The sequence below is a fragment of the Sideroxydans sp. CL21 genome, assembly GCF_902459525.1.
Lineage (GTDB): Bacteria > Pseudomonadota > Gammaproteobacteria > Burkholderiales > Gallionellaceae > Sideroxyarcus.
The window spans coordinates 3,500,998-3,515,867 of record NZ_LR699166.1 but is presented as its reverse complement, the minus strand read 5'-3'; the positions used below and the strand labels follow the sequence as shown (position 1 = coordinate 3,515,867).

The window sequence follows — 14,870 nt, the reverse complement described above, 5'->3', positions numbered from 1 at the left end:
TCGACTCCGGTACATTGTGGCTCATTTTGAAAATTGCCAGAGATGCAACAATTAACTGTGTGAGGGGGCTATGACGGTTCGACTTTTTTATGTTGATGAATCATATGATGACAACAAATTTTGTTTGTCAGCCATTGGTATTCGCCATGGTGATTGGCATGAATGCTTTAGTCGGCTTCGTCAACACCGTGCTTTACTTAAACAGGATTTTGGAATTTTTCTCAGAAAAGAAATTCACGCCCATGAATTTGTTAGTGGTAGAGGAAGAGTTTCTGAGCAGTTAATTGGAAAATATCAGAGATCAAGAATTTTCGATCAATTGTTATCTTCGGTGGCGCAGCTACCAAATGCGATGTTGATTAATGTTTGCTTAGATGTGAAGGGGCGAAGTGATCCGCAGCTCGATGCGTGGGATCGACTTACCAATAGAATTGAGCGAACAATGCTGGAGTTCGAGAAAAGGGAAATTCCTCTTCGTAGAGATCTTGTGGCCAAGTTGCCGACAGCTTATGCAGAGCGGCATATATTAGAGTTGCGGTTAAATAGTTATCGGCCAAGAGCAGTTATATTTGCAGATGAGGGTCGAGAGTCAGAAATTACAAAAGTGATGCGGAAAATGAGTGTGTTTAATCCAATCCCGTCGCAATTCGGAGAATGGAAAGCCGGAAAGACCACTCAGAACATTCCTATTGAACGAGTGATTGAAGACCCAATTTTCAAGAAATCACACCAATCATTTTTTCTTCAACTTGCCGATTGTGTAGCTTTTGCACTACTAAAGCGGGAGGTTGCTGCAACACAAAATATTAAGAAGTATGGAATACATAAGATGTTTGAGCACCGCCTGTCTGGGGTGTGTTATCGCAAGGCTTCGCCTAAGGATCAACTTGGCATAGTAAGAAAATAAGAAGGGCTGCCCTAAGGCAGCCCAAGCACGGTCGGGGGCTACCGCTAAAGGCAGGCCGACCGAACGGTTGTATCTTGACGGAGAATGACACCTAAGTCAATGTGCCTGCAGGCATGTTGGCGTGGGCACGAAGTGCTCACGCGGTGGTTTTAGGTTTTGCTTTCCCCCTGTGCGCCGCCTCGATATTTCGCCAACAAGCGGAGGTTCAGGCGAGCACTGATGAAACAACTAGCCATTCGACTAGGCTGAAAAAAGACTTCAGCCAAGTCGCTGGTTATGTCCGAGCTCCGCAGTGGGGCACGGGGTTTGTGCCCCGCCAGGGCGAGTTGCGCAGCCCCGCTTGTTGGCGAAATATCGAGGGAACCCGAAGGGCGGCAAACCGGGGTCGCCCTCTTTTGGTTACTTTTCTCGGCAAGACGAGAAAAGTGACTTGCCGCCGGGCAACCCCCGGCAAACTATGCGCCCAGCCATTCATGGTTCGACAAGCTCACCACGAACGGCTTTAGCTGTCTGGCTACCCCCGACGGTTTTGGTTTTAAATTTGGAGAGTAGATGGAACCGTTCTGCTGGTGGGAAAACGACACCCTCGTCCTCAACATCCTCGGCCGCCCCCGCGCCAAAAAAACCAAGATAGGCAAAGTCATCGGCAAACAACTGGAGATCCACGTCGCCGAGAATCCGGTGCGCGGAAAGGCGACGGCGCATCTGGTGACATTCCTTGCCGACGAATTTCAAGTACCCGAGAGCGCGATCACGGTGGTGTTCGGGGTATACAACGTCAACAAGCAGTTGCGCATCGCTGCACCGAAGCGGCTTCCTGCAGCGATCGCGAAGCAGCAGAAAGCTGCTGCTTTACCAGGTGTGAGCAAGAAGATTTGAATTCCGTCGAGGTTGCGGGAAGGAGCGAATGGAACCGGGCATCAGCCGAAAAATTTCTTCAACGCCACGCCCAGCCAACCTCCGGCTACTCTGCTTTCTGTGCCTTCGACTCCCAACATCTTCTTGACGCTATCCGCATAGTCCGCGTCGTCACCCTTGATGTGGTTGACCAGCCATATCTTCAGCATGGAAAGCAGCTCCGGCGCAACATTTTCCCCGGCCGCCGCGCGTTTCTGGAATTCAGCCACGCGCTTGGTGAAAATATCGTGTACGCGCTTGTGTGCCCTGACGAAAGGATAGTTAGCCCTTTCCTGCAACTCTTCCTCGAATGCAAAATGAGTGAGCGTGTAATCAACCAGCTCGTTCAGCACGTGATTCGTTGCTTGCCTGTCGGCCCTGTCGTTCGCATCGTTTAGTTCGTTCAGGTAATCCACAATGCGTTTATGCTGGTTGTCGATGACCTCTATGCCGGTATTCAGGTCACTGGACCAATGCAGGTATGCCATAATTCCTCCTAAGTACTAGTAAAAGCCAATTTGTATTGGTCTAATTTCGAAAGCGGGGCATTGTTTCTTACCCTTACTCCCGAGTCAATCATTAAAAGTTTGAGCGATTTCCTCCGGCTCTGCGTATGAGCACTTCATTACCTGCTAAATCGCGCAGTCTGTTGCGTCGCTATCTGGCGGCGGGGTATGCCGCGTTCATTGTGTATGCCAGTCTGTCGCCATTCCTGGGCTGGCAGGAGCAGGGGCTGGAGTTCTGGGCAGTCCTCACTTCGCCCCTGATGCTGACCTACTCGGGTTTCGACGCGCTGAGCAATTTGCTGGCCTATCTTCCTTTTGGTCTTTTGCTCGCACTCAATTTGCTCACTTGTTTCGGCAACGTGCGCAGCGTGTTGTGGGCAACCCTGCTGGCGATCGGACTTTCCGTCACGATGGAATATCTGCAGATGTATTTGCCCATGCGTACCAGTTCCAATGCGGACATCCTGGCCAATGGCATCGGCGCTTTTGCGGGCGCATTGCTGGCGGTATCCGTCGCGAACCGTGCCTGGTTCATGCGCGTGACGAAATGGCGCATCGGCCTGTTCAGGCAGGGGACCGGCGTGGATTTCGGGTTGGCGCTGGTGATGTTGTGGATGTTTGCGCAGATCAATCCTTCCTTGCCCATGCTGGGCAATGTGTTCATCACCGAGCCGGCTTACCGGATGTTCGTCGCGATCCCGGAAGCGCCGTTCAGCATATGGGAAAGCGTGGCGGTTGCATTGAATCTGCTGATGGTGGGGGCGCTGCTGTTGACACTGTTGCGGGTACGCCGGCATGTGGTTGTCGGGCTGGCGCTCATGCTTGGCGTGGTTGCCCTCACAAAATTCATCGCTGCTGCGCTGCTGCTCAAATCCTGGGCGCTGCTGCTGTGGCTGAACAGCGAAGCGATATTGGGCATCGTGATCGGTGTGATTCTGATCACCGGCATCTCGTGGCTGTCACGATCGCGGCTCATCTGGGCGACCGCGCTGGGGGCGCTGAGCTACGTGGTGCTGGCAAATTGGGTGCTGGACAGCGGCACGCCCTCAGCCGCGATGCGCTTATATCAATGGCGTTTCGGACACCTGCGCAACTACAATGGGTTGTCGCATAACGTTTCGCTTGTTTTTCCGCTGCTGCTGGGCGGATATCTCTGGCGGGTGCGGTCTGCTCGCCATCTTGAAGAAGGAAAGAAATGAGTCATTACGACAAGCACGTGTTCTTTTGCGTGAACCAGCGCCCGGCGGGTGAAGACTGCTGCAACAACCACCAGGCGCAGGCAGCGCGTGATTATGTCAAAGACAAGGTCAAGCAGCTTGGACTTTCCACCGACGAAAGAACGATGCGCATCAACTCGGCTGGTTGTCTGGGCCGTTGCGAATTGGGCCCGGTGCTGGTGGTCTATCCCGAGGCGGTCTGGTACACCTATGTCGACCAGAGCGACCTGGACGAGATCATCGAGGAACACCTCAAAAACGGGCGCGTGGTGGAGAGACTGAAGATCTGATGGCGACCGTACTGGAAAAATTTTCGACCGCCGGTCCGGCGGGGTTGATCGAGGGTGTCGTGCACACGCCCGATGAAATAGCCTGCGGCATCGCCGTGGTGGCACATCCCTTGCCAACCATGGGCGGCACCATGGAGAACAAGGTGGCGGTGATGCTGGCCAAGACTTTCGCCGAACTCGGCTGCGTCACGCTGCGTTTCAATTTTCGCGGCGTGGGCGCAAGCGAGGGCGAATTCACGGGCGGCGACGGCGAAGAACAGGACATGCTCGCCATCGTGCGCTTTGCGCAGGAACAGTTCGGCGAAGAACTGCCCCTGATCCTCTCCGGATTCTCTTTCGGCGGCTATGTCGCCGCGCGCACTGCATTGCTGGTGCACCCGCAGCATCTCATCTTGGCCGCGCCCGCTGTCGGGCGTTTTGCCATGCCGGCCGTTGCGCCGGATACACTGGTCATACACGGCGAGCATGATGACGTGGTGCCGCTGGCAGATGCACTTGATTGGGCGCGCCCGCAGCATTTACCCATCGTCGTACTGCCGCAGGCCGGGCATTTCTTTCACGGACGACTGACACAATTGCGCGATATCGTCAGGCAACATTTCACCGGATTTGAGATATGAACGTCGTTATTCGTGCGAGCGGCCTGCAAAAATCCTATGGCGGACAGCGCGTGGTGGACGGGCTAGACCTGTCTATCCACAAAGGCGAATGCTTCGGCCTGCTCGGCCCCAACGGTGCGGGCAAGACCACGACCTTGCGCATGCTGCTTGGGCTGATCACGCCGGATGCGGGCACGGCGATGCTGCTCGACCTGCCCGTGCCGCAGGCCGCGCGCGAGGCGCGTATACGCGTTGGCGTGGTGCCGCAGATGGACAACCTCGACCCCGATTTCACCGTGGCGGAAAACCTGCTGGTCTACGGCCGTTACTTCGGGATGCAGGACAGCGAGATCGAGGCGCGCATCCCGTCTCTGCTGGAATTCGCGAGCCTCACCCACAAGCGCGATGCGAAAGTGCCCACGCTGTCCGGCGGCATGAAACGGCGCCTGACGCTGGCGCGTGCACTGGTCAACGACCCCGATGTCATCTTCCTCGACGAACCGACCACCGGCCTCGACCCGCAGGCGCGCCACCTGATCTGGCAGCGGCTGCGCGAACTCACGCAGCAGGGCAAGACCTTGTTGCTCACGACACACTTCATGGATGAAGCTGAACGCCTGTGCCATCGCCTTGCGGTGTTGGACAACGGAAAACTGATCAGCCAGGGATCACCGCGCGAATTGATCGAGCAAAACATCGAGCCGCAAGTGGTGGAAGTGTTCGGCGAGACTTCGGGCCTGTGGGCGGGCGAACACGCCGCCAGATATTCGCAACGCTTCGAAGTCAGCGGCGAGTCGGTATTCTGCTACGTGAAAGATGCGCAGCCCCTGGTTGCCCATCTGCAGGGTCAAAGCGCGTTGCGCTATCTTCACCGGCCGGCGAATCTGGAAGACGTGTTCCTGAAACTGACCGGCAGGGAGATGCGCGAATGAATTTCAAGTCACATTCATCGCGATCCCCGCGTTGGCTGCGGTCTTCGGCTCCTTGCCGTACTGTCTGTACTGATGGAACTACTAGCCAATCCACTAAGCCGCAAAATACGCGGCAAGTGGCTGGTTATGTCTTCGTCGCCTCAACCTTGCCGCCTTGGCCTTGCTTCGACTGTGACTTGAAATGAACCTGATCTTCCGCATGCTGTGGGTCATCATCCGTTCCTTCTTCATGAAGCGGCTGGACAACGGGAACTATACGAGCTCGCTCACGCTGCACGTGTTACCCAACGACATCGACATCAACTTTCACATGAACAATGGCCGCTACCTGACTATTTGCGATCTCAACCGGGTGGATGTGTTTGCACGCAGCGGTCTGCTGAAAGCGATGTTCAAACGCGGCTGGATACCGGTCATCGCCGAGCACACCATGACCTACAAGAAGCCCCTGAACATCTTCCAGCGTTACGAAGTGAAACTGGAAGTGTTGCGTTGGGACGAGAAATACTTTTACATGACTCACACCTTCATTCACCGGGATCGTGTCGCCGCGGAAGGCACATCCAAAGGCTGCGTGTATGAGCGCGGTGTCGGGGTGGTGTCGCCGGACCGCGCGTTCGCGGCAGTGGAACAGGACAGGACGAAATGAACAACCGCGATTTTGCTTTACCGAAATTGAGCCTGCGTTTCTTTCCCATCTGGCAACGGCACTGGCTGGTGTGGAAAAAGATCGCGGCGCCTTCCATCCTCGGCCATCTGGCCGATCCGGTGATCTACATGCTGGGTCTGGGTTACGGTCTGGGCAGTTTGCTGCCGACGATGGGCGGCATGTCGTACATGGCGTTCCTCGCCGCCGGTACCGTGTGCTACAGCACCATGAACAGCGCCAGCTTCGAGGCACTGTATTCCGGGTTTGCCCGCATGCATGAACAGCGCACCTGGGAGGCTATCCTCAATACCCCGGTCTCGCTGGATGACGTGGTGCTGTCCGAGATCCTGTGGGCCGCCACGAAGAGCCTGATGTCCGGCGCGGCTGTACTGGCCGTGATCTGGGTGCTCGGCCTGTCGCATTCGCTCATGTCGCTGTGGATGATTCCGCTGGCTTTGCTGATTGGTCTTGCCTTCGCTTCCCTCGGTCTGATCATGACTGCGCTGGCGCCTGCCTATGACTTCTTCATGTACTACTTCACGCTGGTCATAACACCGATGATGCTACTATGCGGAGTGTTTTTTCCGGTCACCCAGTTGCCGGAAAGCATGCAGGTGATCGCGGGCGTCCTGCCGCTGACGCACGCGATAGACCTGGCGCGGCCATTGATGGGCGGCACGATTCCGCCGCAGGCGTTGCTGCATATTGGCGTGTTGCTGGCATATACGCTGATCGCTTTTTATGTATCGCTGGTATTGTTCCGGCGCAGATTGTCGCGCTAACACCGGCGTTGAAGGCCGTTCGTGGTGAGCCTGTCGAACCATGAACGACTCTTCGCCAAGCTTGTTTCGAGCGCCGTTCGTTCCTTCGACAAGCTCAGGACGAACGGACTTTTCAAGTGTTGAGGAATTGTTATGTTGTGGTTAAAAGCTTTTCATATCTTCTTCGTGGTCAGCTGGTTCGCCGGACTGTTCTATCTGCCGCGCATCTTCGTCAATCATGCGATGGCGGAAGAACAGGCAGTGCGCGAGCGTTTGAAACTGATGGAACGAAAACTCTACCGCTTCGTGACGCCCATCGGCGCGCTCGCCGTGATTACCGGATTGTGGATGTGGTTCGGTTTCGGTTTCAGCGGCGGCTGGCTGCATGCCAAGACCACGCTGGTGGCGGTACTTGTCGCCTACCATCTGTATTGCGGTCATCTGGTCAAGGTGTTTGCCGCAGATCGCAACACCAAAAGCCATGTCTGGTTCCGTTTCTTCAATGAAGTGCCGGTGCTCATTCTGCTTGCAGTCGTCATTCTTGTTGTTGTGAAGCCCTTCTGATATGCCTGATTTCTTCGCCCCCTGTCCGCGCGGACTGGAAAAACTTCTGGCCGGTGAACTGGATTCATTCGGCGCCGCCGATGTGCGCACCACCGATGGCGGCGTCGCCTTCTCGGGCGATTGGCCGCTGTGCTATCGCGCCAATCTGCAGAGCCGTCTTGCATCGCGCATTCTGTGGCGCGTAAAAGATGCCACGCCGTTCCGCAACGAACAGGATGTCTACAAGACCGTTTACGATCTGCCCTGGACGCGCTGGTTCGACGTGAACGACACCATCCTGGTCAAGGTCACCGCCATCAAATGTCCGCTCAAGAGCCTGGAGTTCATCACGCTCAAGATCAAGGATGCGGTGTGCGACAAATTCCGCGCCGAGAAGGATGCGCGCCCCAGCGTTGCCAAACTCGATCCTGACATGCGCATCCACGCCTTCTTCGAGGGCGAGAAATTCACCCTGTATCTGGATACCTCCGGGGACGCGCTGTACAAACGCGGCGTGCGCATCCACACCAATATCGCGCCGCTGCGCGAGAACCTGGCCGCGGGAATTCTCATGATGGCGGGCTGGAAGCCGGGCATCCCGCTGCTAGACCCGATGTGCGGGAGCGGCACTTTCCTGATCGAAGCTGCGCAGATGTCGCTTAATATCCAGCCCGGCATCGCGCGCGATTTCGCTTTTCAGAAATTCAAGTATTTCGAAAGCTCAAAATGGAATGAGCTGCGCGAGGCCGCCATCGCCGCGCAACTGCCGGTCAGTGAACTGCCCATCTACGGCAGCGACCTGTACGGCGACGCGCTCAAGGCCGCGCACCAGAATCTGGAAGAGGCGGGCATCCGCGAAACCGTAGATCTGAAACAGTGCAACGTGCTGGAATCATCTCCGCCGGAGAAAGAGGGCATCCTCGTTGCGAACCTGCCCTACGGCGAGCGCATGGGCGATGAAGACGAACTGGCAGAGTTGTATCCGAAACTGGGCGATGTGCTGAAACAGCGGTTCGGCGGCTGGAATGCCTACCTGTTCACCGCCGACCTGCGCATCGCCAAAATGATGCGGCTCACACCGTCCAAACGTACCCCGCTTTACAACGGTGCCATCGAATGCCGTTTGTTCGAATACAAGATTGTGGCGGGGAGCAACCGGCCGAAATGATGGATGGAGCGAGCGGATTAGATGTCGGGTTCGGAGAGGAAGTTGTGTTTTAAACAGGGGCAATCTTCCTGCCCTGCCGAACAGGGCGAACAAACCTAAACCCAAGTCGGCCGTCTGGCAGTCAGTGGCGGGGTTTATCGTAGAGCTGCTTCAGTTGCAGTATTTCTTCCCAGGCTTGTTCCGGAAAACCATCGCGATCCATCCTGCCGCCGCCACGGCCATTGGGCTGCAACAAGTCGGCAAAATAGGGTTCTGCATCGGGTGAATCCCAGAGCTTGAGAATATTTTCCAGAACATGGGGAAACCTCTCATCAAGCATTCTCGGGTACTCGTACGGGCTGCACTTCAGGGTTTGCATAACGGTTTCTCTGCTGATCATAATATTCTCCTTTATCATCATGCTTGCCATTTGCAGGATATCGCTTGCGCGAACCTCATCCCGGACGAAGCCTAAATCGGAGCGGTTGTCGCGTCAATACCATTGATTTGCCCGGTCCGTTAAGGATACAGGTAGTCCACGTTTTTTCGCAGTAGCAACAAAATGCGCAGAAAGGGGATGTCCGGCTGAGCATCCGGCAGACGCGTGTCATCCTCATTGTTTTCTGTTCGTTGCAATTGGACTCAGAGTGCCCGCCAGAAGTTATCCGCACGGGACGATTGCACCATCAACCGGATCGGTTTGCATCGCGATTTTTCCCCGCGATGGACTAGTCGATTCGCGCGGCTATGGCCGGTATCTGCCGCCGCTGTTGGCATTTGCGGAGGAACTATCAATTCCGCCCCACACGATCAAGTCGGATCCGGTCCACAACCCCGAGTGTTGCCATCTGGGAATTGGCATGCCAACTACGGGCGTGGTTTGCCAAGTATCGGTAGCCGGATTGTAGCGTCCTCCGGCACCGTAGTAATAACCGTTTCCGCCACTAGCTCCTCCCCACAAAATCATTTCAGTCCCGTTCCAGATACCGGTGTGTCCGTAACGGGCCATCGGGGCGCACGCGGCGGAAACGGCTTGCCACGAATTCGCGGATGGGTTGTACCGCGCTCCGCTATTGAGAGCGGTCAAACCATTCCAACCTCCCCATATAATCATCTCGCTGCCGGTCCAGATTGAAGAATGGTATTGCCGGGCAGCCGGTGCGCCAGTGTCCGGGATGGCAGACCAGCTGTCAGTAGATGGCGTATAGATTCCTCCCGTTGATAACGCCGGACCGTTCTGTCCTCCCCACACGAGCATCGCAGAACCCGTCCAGGTGGCCGTATGCTCGGATCGGGCGGTAGGTGCGCCAGTGGGAGAAATCGGTGACCACGAGTCGGTAGTCGGGTTGTAGCGCGCTCCATCCCCCAGGACTGAATAATTTGCGCTACCGTACCCACCCCAGACGATCATTTCCGTTCCTGTCCATACCGCAGTCGCGGACTGACGGGCTGAAGGCGCCCCGGTTGTCGACATGGGTGCCCATGAATCCGTAGCTGGATCATAAATACCACCCGAAGCCAGGTAGACTCCCTGTTGCCAGCCACCCCAGACGATCATCTTGTTTCCTGTCCATACCGCGACATGATCGGCCCGGCCGGATGGAGCACCGACAGTTGATACAGGCACCCAGCCGTCGATCAAAGGATCGTAGCGTGCGCCATCGCCGAGAACGGTGGCGCCATACAACCCACCCCAAACAATCATCTCCGTACCAGTCCAGACAGCTGTATGTCTTGATCTTGGCACGGGAGCGCTGTCGATGGCGGTGGCATTCCATGTGCCGGTTCCTGCAGCCTGCGTCGTGAATGTCCACGTGTAGTCGGAGGCCAGATGATTACCGGCCAAGTCCATGATCCCGGTTGTGAGTGTGCCCGTGTAGCTGGAGGAGTTGGCAAGAGTACTGTCTGGAAGGAAATTGGCCTGCCCCTGATAATCCAGCATAGCCGTACCGCCGACCGTAGCGTTCAGGCTGTCTTTAAGAAGAAATGTACCAATGCTCATGGTCTGGGGCTGTACCGACTTGCTGAATGTCGCCAGAAGCTGTGTTTCGGTCGGCACGCAGGTTGCGCCATTTGAGGGTGAGGTCGAGCTTACAACGGGGGGAACGGTATCGGGTGCTGCACCCGTTGAAAAGTTCCAGGTATATGCTGAAGCCAGTGAGTTTCCGGTGATGTCTTTTACATTTGTAGTGACCGTTGCGGTGTAGTTGGTGGATGGCAGCAAGCCGCTTGAAGGAGTGAACGTGGCGACCCGATTCAAATAAGTCACACTGCCCCTTACGGGGCTGTTCGAACTATCCCGGAGCAAGATCGTGGCTGCAGAGACGGTGAGGGGATCCATCGCTTCACTGAATGTCACGGTAAAGGAGCTGTTCGTCCCAACGGCATAGGCACTGCTGGCAGGGCTTGTCGTCTGAACGGTGGGAGGGGTGACGTCGGGTGTGCGGATCACAGTGGTCGTAACGCGTCCCAGATTTCCGCTCGGGTCGGTGGCCGTGATCGTGATGACATTGTTCCCCAGCACGAGATCAATCGAAGCTTCCCATTTATGGCCGCAAAGTAAGTATTGAAACAACCAGCAATATTGAGCGCTCTGAAAGGTGGCACCTGAAACTCCCGTAGTTGTATTTGCCCAGGAGACGGTTACTCCCGTGTCACTCCCTGATCCCGAGCAACAATGCCACCAAGTCGGGCTGATAAAGGCATCACCGCTTAGATTCACGATGGTTGAGCTTGTTGAATTGCCGGAATCAGCACTGCTGCCGGTGATCGTGATCCAGCCTGCGCCCACGCGATTGGGGTCGCTAACCGGTGCTGACTCGCCACCGCCTCCGCCACATCCAGCGAACAGTAAGGCTAGAAACGCAATCAGACCGATACTGTATCGGGTCGTGTGTCGTAGTACGATGGGTAGCCTCATGATGCACAAGCCTTCTATCGCGGCGGACAGAGTAAGTGAAACAACCTCGCGGCGACGAGATCAGGCTACTCCGCCTGATCAGCAGGAACAATATGCGAAACTACCTAGTCAATTATTGATATGCAAACAGGGAACCACCAGCGCTACCGGGAAATAAGACGGATCGTGCCGGAAGGTACCGCCATCACCGTGCTGCATATCGGCGATCAGGAAACCTCGGTTGCCACCGGTACGGGAAGCGAACCCGAAAAAATATTGCTGCTCGACATCGGCTCACACAGAACGTCGGCAGAGTTCTTCTTTCATACGCCGCCAACGCCGGGAGAGATCGAAAACGCCATCATGCGCGTCGAGGACGAGGTCACCCGCGCGCGCGAAATCGTTGCAGCTTACCCGATGCTGATTTCGTCGGATGTATCCATCCGTGAAATTGCGCAAATTGCCGGCGGCCACGCCGGATCAGCGTTGCCGCTCCCGATCGAAGCCGTGGAGCAAGTATTTGAGCTGCTTGCCAGCCACTCGCTGGGCAGGCCTGCATCAAGTGTCGGCATTACCGGCGACCCGGCATTCGCCGCCACGCTTTTGATACTGCGCGAGTTCATGCACCACCTGAAATTTGCCTCGATCAGCGTAATGTCCCGATGATCGATTGCTGAAGGCAGGAGAAAACGAATCTGAAGCGGTTCCTATTGCTGCTTCAGCATCGCATCAAATTCCCGGATCGGAACCGGCTTGCCGAACAGATACCCCTGAAAGTGAAGGCAGCCGTTGCCCAAAAGGAACTGCCGTTGTTCTTCTGTTTCCACACCTTCGGCAATGACGTCCAGATCGAGGTTTTGCGCCATTGCAATGATGGTGCCCACGATTTCTCTGTCACTGCTGTCGGAGACAATATCTCGAACGAATGACCTGTCTATCTTGATCTGGTCGAGCGGCAATTGCTTGAGGTATTGCAGGGATGAGTATCCGGTGCCGAAGTCATCCAGCGAGAACTGGACCCCGATCTCTTTCAATGCGTGCATGGTCTTGATCGTGTCTTCGATCTTCTCCAGCAGAATGCTTTCGGTGAGCTCCAGTTTGAGCAGCACCGGATCGATGGTGTGGCGTTCCACGGTAGCCTGTACCCGGGCGACGAAATCAGCCTGGTGAAACTGCTTTGCACTTACGTTCACTGCAAGCGTGAGGTTACGGGTAAGGACATCCTGCTGCCAAGCCTTGAGCTGTGCACAGGCCGTATCCATCACCCATTGCCCGATGGGCAGTATCATATCCGTTTCTTCCGCCACCCTGATGAATGCGTCGGGAGGCACCAGACCGCGCTCGGGATGCATCCAGCGGATCAATGCCTCTGCGCCCAATGGCCGGTGCGATCTGTCAACCTGAATCTGGTAATACAAAAGGAATTGTTGCTTCGCAAGTGCTTTGCGCAGTTCGCTTTCCAGCACAACGCGGGCCGTGACGGCATCCTGCATTTGCTGGTCGAAGAAGCGCACGGTGTTGCGGCCTGCTTTCTTGGCCTGATACATGGCAATGTCGGCCTGTTTCAGCAATTCTTCTTTTGCCAACCGATGGCCATTGAACAAGGTCACACCGATGCTGGGGGTGCAGCGATATTCGCTGACAACCAACTGGTAGGGCTGGCCTAGCGTAGCAATGATCTTCTCGCCTACGGCTTCCGTCTGCGCCGCCGTTTCAAGATCGTGTTGTCCAAGATCTTCCAGCATCACGACGAACTCGTCGCCGCCCAGGCGCGCCACGGAATCGCCCTCGCGCACACAGGAAGTCAGGCGCTGGGCGACCTGTTGCAGCAGCAAGTCTCCCATGTCATGGCCCAGTGTGTCATTCAGGGCCTTGAAATTGTCCAGGTCGATGAACAGCAGTGCACCTTCCCTGCCGCTGCGCGCACTGGTAGCCAGTGCCTGCTGCAACCTGTCCAGCAGTAGCCGCCGGTTGGGCAGGCCGGTGAGGGGATCGTAGAATGCCAGGTTATTTATTCTGTCCTCAGCCACCTTGTGCTCGGTGATGTCCTGAACGATAGAGATGCCGCCCACAATCTTTCCGCTGCCGTCCCGGACGGGCGCGCAGGTCATGTATATCCAGCCTTCGGCTTCACTGAAGGTGGCATGGTAATGACCGTCGTAGTAACCCATTTCGCCTTGCATGGCCTTGCGCAAACTGGGCAGGACGGCCTGGTCCCTGATCAGCTTCATGTCCAGCCCGACGATGCAATCAACGTTGTTGCGCAGCATGGCGGCACAGCGATCGTTGCAATAGGTGACAACGAGGTCGGTGTCGAAATGGAAAATGCCGACAGGCAAATGGCTCAGCAGCAAACGATAGCGTTCCTCGCTTTCCCGCACCTTTTCCTCGCGCCCGGCAGCCTCGATGCGCAGGGTAATATTTTCATTCACATTCTGGTTGATGCGCCGCACGCTCATGATCATGAAGCCGAGATACAGCATCACGGCCACACCCATCGTCACGGATAAACTGTCTCCGGCAACAAACAGGCGGGTTGCGATCGGCAGGCTGAGCAAGGCTGAAAATGTAACAGCACTGACCAGGTCGGCTGAAAAAGAAATGACACCGCCGGCAGTCATCCCCGCCAGCACGAAGATCAGGAACATCACATGTTGCGGATTATCGGCAGGGAAGAGCAGAAAGCCGGATGAACCCCACATCGCCCCGGCCACCATTACCCCAAGGCGAAACCTCTCCAGCCGTACCTGGTCAACGCCGCGATTGAGCCGGAAGGGTTGGGGAAAATAAACGAGGGCAGCCCGGAATAGCGAGGCCGCCACCATGAGGGAACACCAGACCAGCAGCGCAGTGGTAGAAATCACCGATCGCTGCATATAAGCGAGGATCGCGGCGAGAGTTATGCTGGCGATCAACGAAACCTTGCTGACGGAAAGCAACTGTCGCAGCTGGGCAGATTGTATTGCTGTCTGATTGTTCAATGTTCTGTCACTTTTGATCTAGTGATCTGATAATCGTCTCAATGGTGCAAGTTCAAATGACATGTTGTTCGAGCCGCGCGGATTATGCCTTAAATTCGTACCATAACAACTTCAGCTTTGTAACAAGCGAGACGCCAATTTGTTCGCTGAACTTGTCGGGCAGCCACCACGAGCTACGGATTCAATCGGTGCTTTCCAAAACAATTCTTTCCCATCAATAGGTAACAGATGATCGAGATTTTCCGAAGGACCATCGGCGAGCAGTCCGGGTCAGGGAAAGTTGATTGGAGAGCGCGCTCAATGCCTATCCGGCAAAAAATCTCCGTCTATCTCTTTCTCCCCAGAATGATCAAGAGCGAGCATCGGAAATTCAGGAACACCCTGATTGAAATGGTGTTTTTAATTTTGCACATTCTGTCAGAATGAGAAACGGTTGCTGTATGCAGCTGGTTTTTCCGCGGTCGAATCTTCGTTTGGTCGGGAAGGGTGCGAGTCGAGACTTCCAAACGCAGAACCGGACCATTCCTAACAAGTTCACCATC

At 55.7% G+C, this 14,870-nt stretch carries 15 protein-coding genes; 11 read left to right on the top strand and 4 right to left on the bottom strand.

The window, feature by feature from the left end:
* Positions 1-70 precede the first annotated feature (70 nt).
* Both QOY30_RS16835 and QOY30_RS16830 read left to right on the top strand, forming a co-directional pair.
* A complete protein-coding gene (locus tag QOY30_RS16835) occupies positions 71-907 on the top strand; it encodes a DUF3800 domain-containing protein (protein ID WP_283745778.1) in 837 nt (278 codons plus the stop codon).
* Between the two features lie 552 nt (positions 908-1,459).
* Positions 1,460-1,786, top strand: a complete 327-nt coding sequence (locus tag QOY30_RS16830; RefSeq protein WP_283745777.1) for a DUF167 domain-containing protein — start codon at positions 1,460-1,462, stop codon at positions 1,784-1,786.
* Between the two features lie 41 nt (positions 1,787-1,827).
* Here the strand turns inward: QOY30_RS16830 and QOY30_RS16825 are convergent, their stop codons facing one another.
* On the bottom strand, positions 1,828-2,292 hold the full coding sequence (locus tag QOY30_RS16825; RefSeq protein WP_283745776.1) for a bacteriohemerythrin: 465 nt from the start codon (positions 2,290-2,292) through the stop codon (positions 1,828-1,830).
* 125 nt (positions 2,293-2,417) lie between these two features.
* Here QOY30_RS16825 and QOY30_RS16820 point away from each other — a divergent pair, with 125 nt between their 5' ends.
* The 8 genes from QOY30_RS16820 to QOY30_RS16785 all read left to right on the top strand — a co-directional run bounded on the left by QOY30_RS16820 (position 2,418) and on the right by QOY30_RS16785 (position 8,469).
* On the top strand, positions 2,418-3,509 hold the full coding sequence (locus QOY30_RS16820) for a VanZ family protein (protein WP_283745775.1): 1,092 nt from the start codon (positions 2,418-2,420) through the stop codon (positions 3,507-3,509).
* A complete protein-coding gene (locus QOY30_RS16815; protein WP_283745774.1) occupies positions 3,506-3,817 on the top strand; it encodes a (2Fe-2S) ferredoxin domain-containing protein in 312 nt (103 codons plus the stop codon). Before QOY30_RS16820 ends, QOY30_RS16815 begins: the two co-directional genes overlap by 4 nt.
* Positions 3,817-4,437: an alpha/beta hydrolase gene (locus QOY30_RS16810; RefSeq protein WP_283745773.1), complete on the top strand. Its 621-nt coding sequence runs from the start codon at positions 3,817-3,819 to the stop codon at positions 4,435-4,437. Before QOY30_RS16815 ends, QOY30_RS16810 begins: the two co-directional genes overlap by 1 nt.
* Entirely contained in the window at positions 4,434-5,348 is a 915-nt protein-coding gene (locus QOY30_RS16805; protein WP_283745772.1) for an ATP-binding cassette domain-containing protein, read from the top strand. Before QOY30_RS16810 ends, QOY30_RS16805 begins: the two co-directional genes overlap by 4 nt.
* Positions 5,349-5,529: 181 nt before the next feature.
* On the top strand, positions 5,530-5,997 hold the full coding sequence (locus QOY30_RS16800; RefSeq protein WP_283745771.1) for a thioesterase family protein: 468 nt from the start codon (positions 5,530-5,532) through the stop codon (positions 5,995-5,997).
* On the top strand, positions 5,994-6,779 hold the full coding sequence (locus QOY30_RS16795; RefSeq protein WP_283745770.1) for an ABC transporter permease: 786 nt from the start codon (positions 5,994-5,996) through the stop codon (positions 6,777-6,779). Before QOY30_RS16800 ends, QOY30_RS16795 begins: the two co-directional genes overlap by 4 nt.
* A gap of 132 nt (positions 6,780-6,911) precedes the next feature.
* The gene (locus tag QOY30_RS16790) at positions 6,912-7,322 is read left to right on the top strand and encodes a CopD family protein (RefSeq protein WP_283745769.1); all 411 of its coding nucleotides are present in this window, start codon (positions 6,912-6,914) and stop codon (positions 7,320-7,322) included.
* 1 nt (position 7,323) lies between these two features.
* Positions 7,324-8,469 (top strand): THUMP domain-containing class I SAM-dependent RNA methyltransferase, encoded by a 1,146-nt coding sequence (locus QOY30_RS16785; protein ID WP_283745768.1) that lies wholly within the window; start codon positions 7,324-7,326, stop codon positions 8,467-8,469.
* A 121-nt stretch (positions 8,470-8,590) separates the two neighbouring features.
* Here QOY30_RS16785 and QOY30_RS16780 read toward each other — a convergent pair whose 3' ends face one another.
* Both QOY30_RS16780 and QOY30_RS16775 read right to left on the bottom strand, forming a co-directional pair.
* Positions 8,591-8,848 carry a hypothetical protein gene (locus QOY30_RS16780; RefSeq protein ID WP_283745767.1) on the bottom strand — a complete coding sequence of 86 codons (258 nt, stop codon included), beginning with the start codon at positions 8,846-8,848 and terminating at the stop codon, positions 8,591-8,593.
* Positions 8,849-9,193: 345 nt separating this feature from the next.
* On the bottom strand, positions 9,194-10,972 hold the full coding sequence (locus QOY30_RS16775) for a Kelch repeat-containing protein (protein ID WP_283745766.1): 1,779 nt from the start codon (positions 10,970-10,972) through the stop codon (positions 9,194-9,196).
* A gap of 516 nt (positions 10,973-11,488) precedes the next feature.
* On the opposite strand from QOY30_RS16775, the gene QOY30_RS16770 reads away from it, so the two are divergent.
* Positions 11,489-12,013 (top strand): hypothetical protein, encoded by a 525-nt coding sequence (locus QOY30_RS16770; protein ID WP_283745765.1) that lies wholly within the window; start codon positions 11,489-11,491, stop codon positions 12,011-12,013.
* A 41-nt stretch (positions 12,014-12,054) separates the two neighbouring features.
* Here the strand turns inward: QOY30_RS16770 and QOY30_RS16765 are convergent, their stop codons facing one another.
* Positions 12,055-14,328, bottom strand: coding sequence for a putative bifunctional diguanylate cyclase/phosphodiesterase (locus tag QOY30_RS16765; protein WP_349496697.1), 2,274 nt, complete (start codon positions 14,326-14,328; stop codon positions 12,055-12,057).
* Positions 14,329-14,870: the final 542 nt, after the last annotated feature.

Coding starts and splice junctions, on each gene's coding strand:
- QOY30_RS16835 (WP_283745778.1), top strand. CDS start 71: ATGACGGTTCGACTTTTTTATGTTGATGAATCATATGATGACAACAAA.
- QOY30_RS16830 (WP_283745777.1), top strand. CDS start 1,460: ATGGAACCGTTCTGCTGGTGGGAAAACGACACCCTCGTCCTCAACATC.
- QOY30_RS16825 (WP_283745776.1), bottom strand. CDS start 2,292: ATGGCATACCTGCATTGGTCCAGTGACCTGAATACCGGCATAGAGGTC.
- QOY30_RS16820 (WP_283745775.1), top strand. CDS start 2,418: ATGAGCACTTCATTACCTGCTAAATCGCGCAGTCTGTTGCGTCGCTAT.
- QOY30_RS16815 (WP_283745774.1), top strand. CDS start 3,506: ATGAGTCATTACGACAAGCACGTGTTCTTTTGCGTGAACCAGCGCCCG.
- QOY30_RS16810 (WP_283745773.1), top strand. CDS start 3,817: ATGGCGACCGTACTGGAAAAATTTTCGACCGCCGGTCCGGCGGGGTTG.
- QOY30_RS16805 (WP_283745772.1), top strand. CDS start 4,434: ATGAACGTCGTTATTCGTGCGAGCGGCCTGCAAAAATCCTATGGCGGA.
- QOY30_RS16800 (WP_283745771.1), top strand. CDS start 5,530: ATGAACCTGATCTTCCGCATGCTGTGGGTCATCATCCGTTCCTTCTTC.
- QOY30_RS16795 (WP_283745770.1), top strand. CDS start 5,994: ATGAACAACCGCGATTTTGCTTTACCGAAATTGAGCCTGCGTTTCTTT.
- QOY30_RS16790 (WP_283745769.1), top strand. CDS start 6,912: ATGTTGTGGTTAAAAGCTTTTCATATCTTCTTCGTGGTCAGCTGGTTC.
- QOY30_RS16785 (WP_283745768.1), top strand. CDS start 7,324: ATGCCTGATTTCTTCGCCCCCTGTCCGCGCGGACTGGAAAAACTTCTG.
- QOY30_RS16780 (WP_283745767.1), bottom strand. CDS start 8,848: ATGATCAGCAGAGAAACCGTTATGCAAACCCTGAAGTGCAGCCCGTAC.
- QOY30_RS16770 (WP_283745765.1), top strand. CDS start 11,489: ATGCAAACAGGGAACCACCAGCGCTACCGGGAAATAAGACGGATCGTG.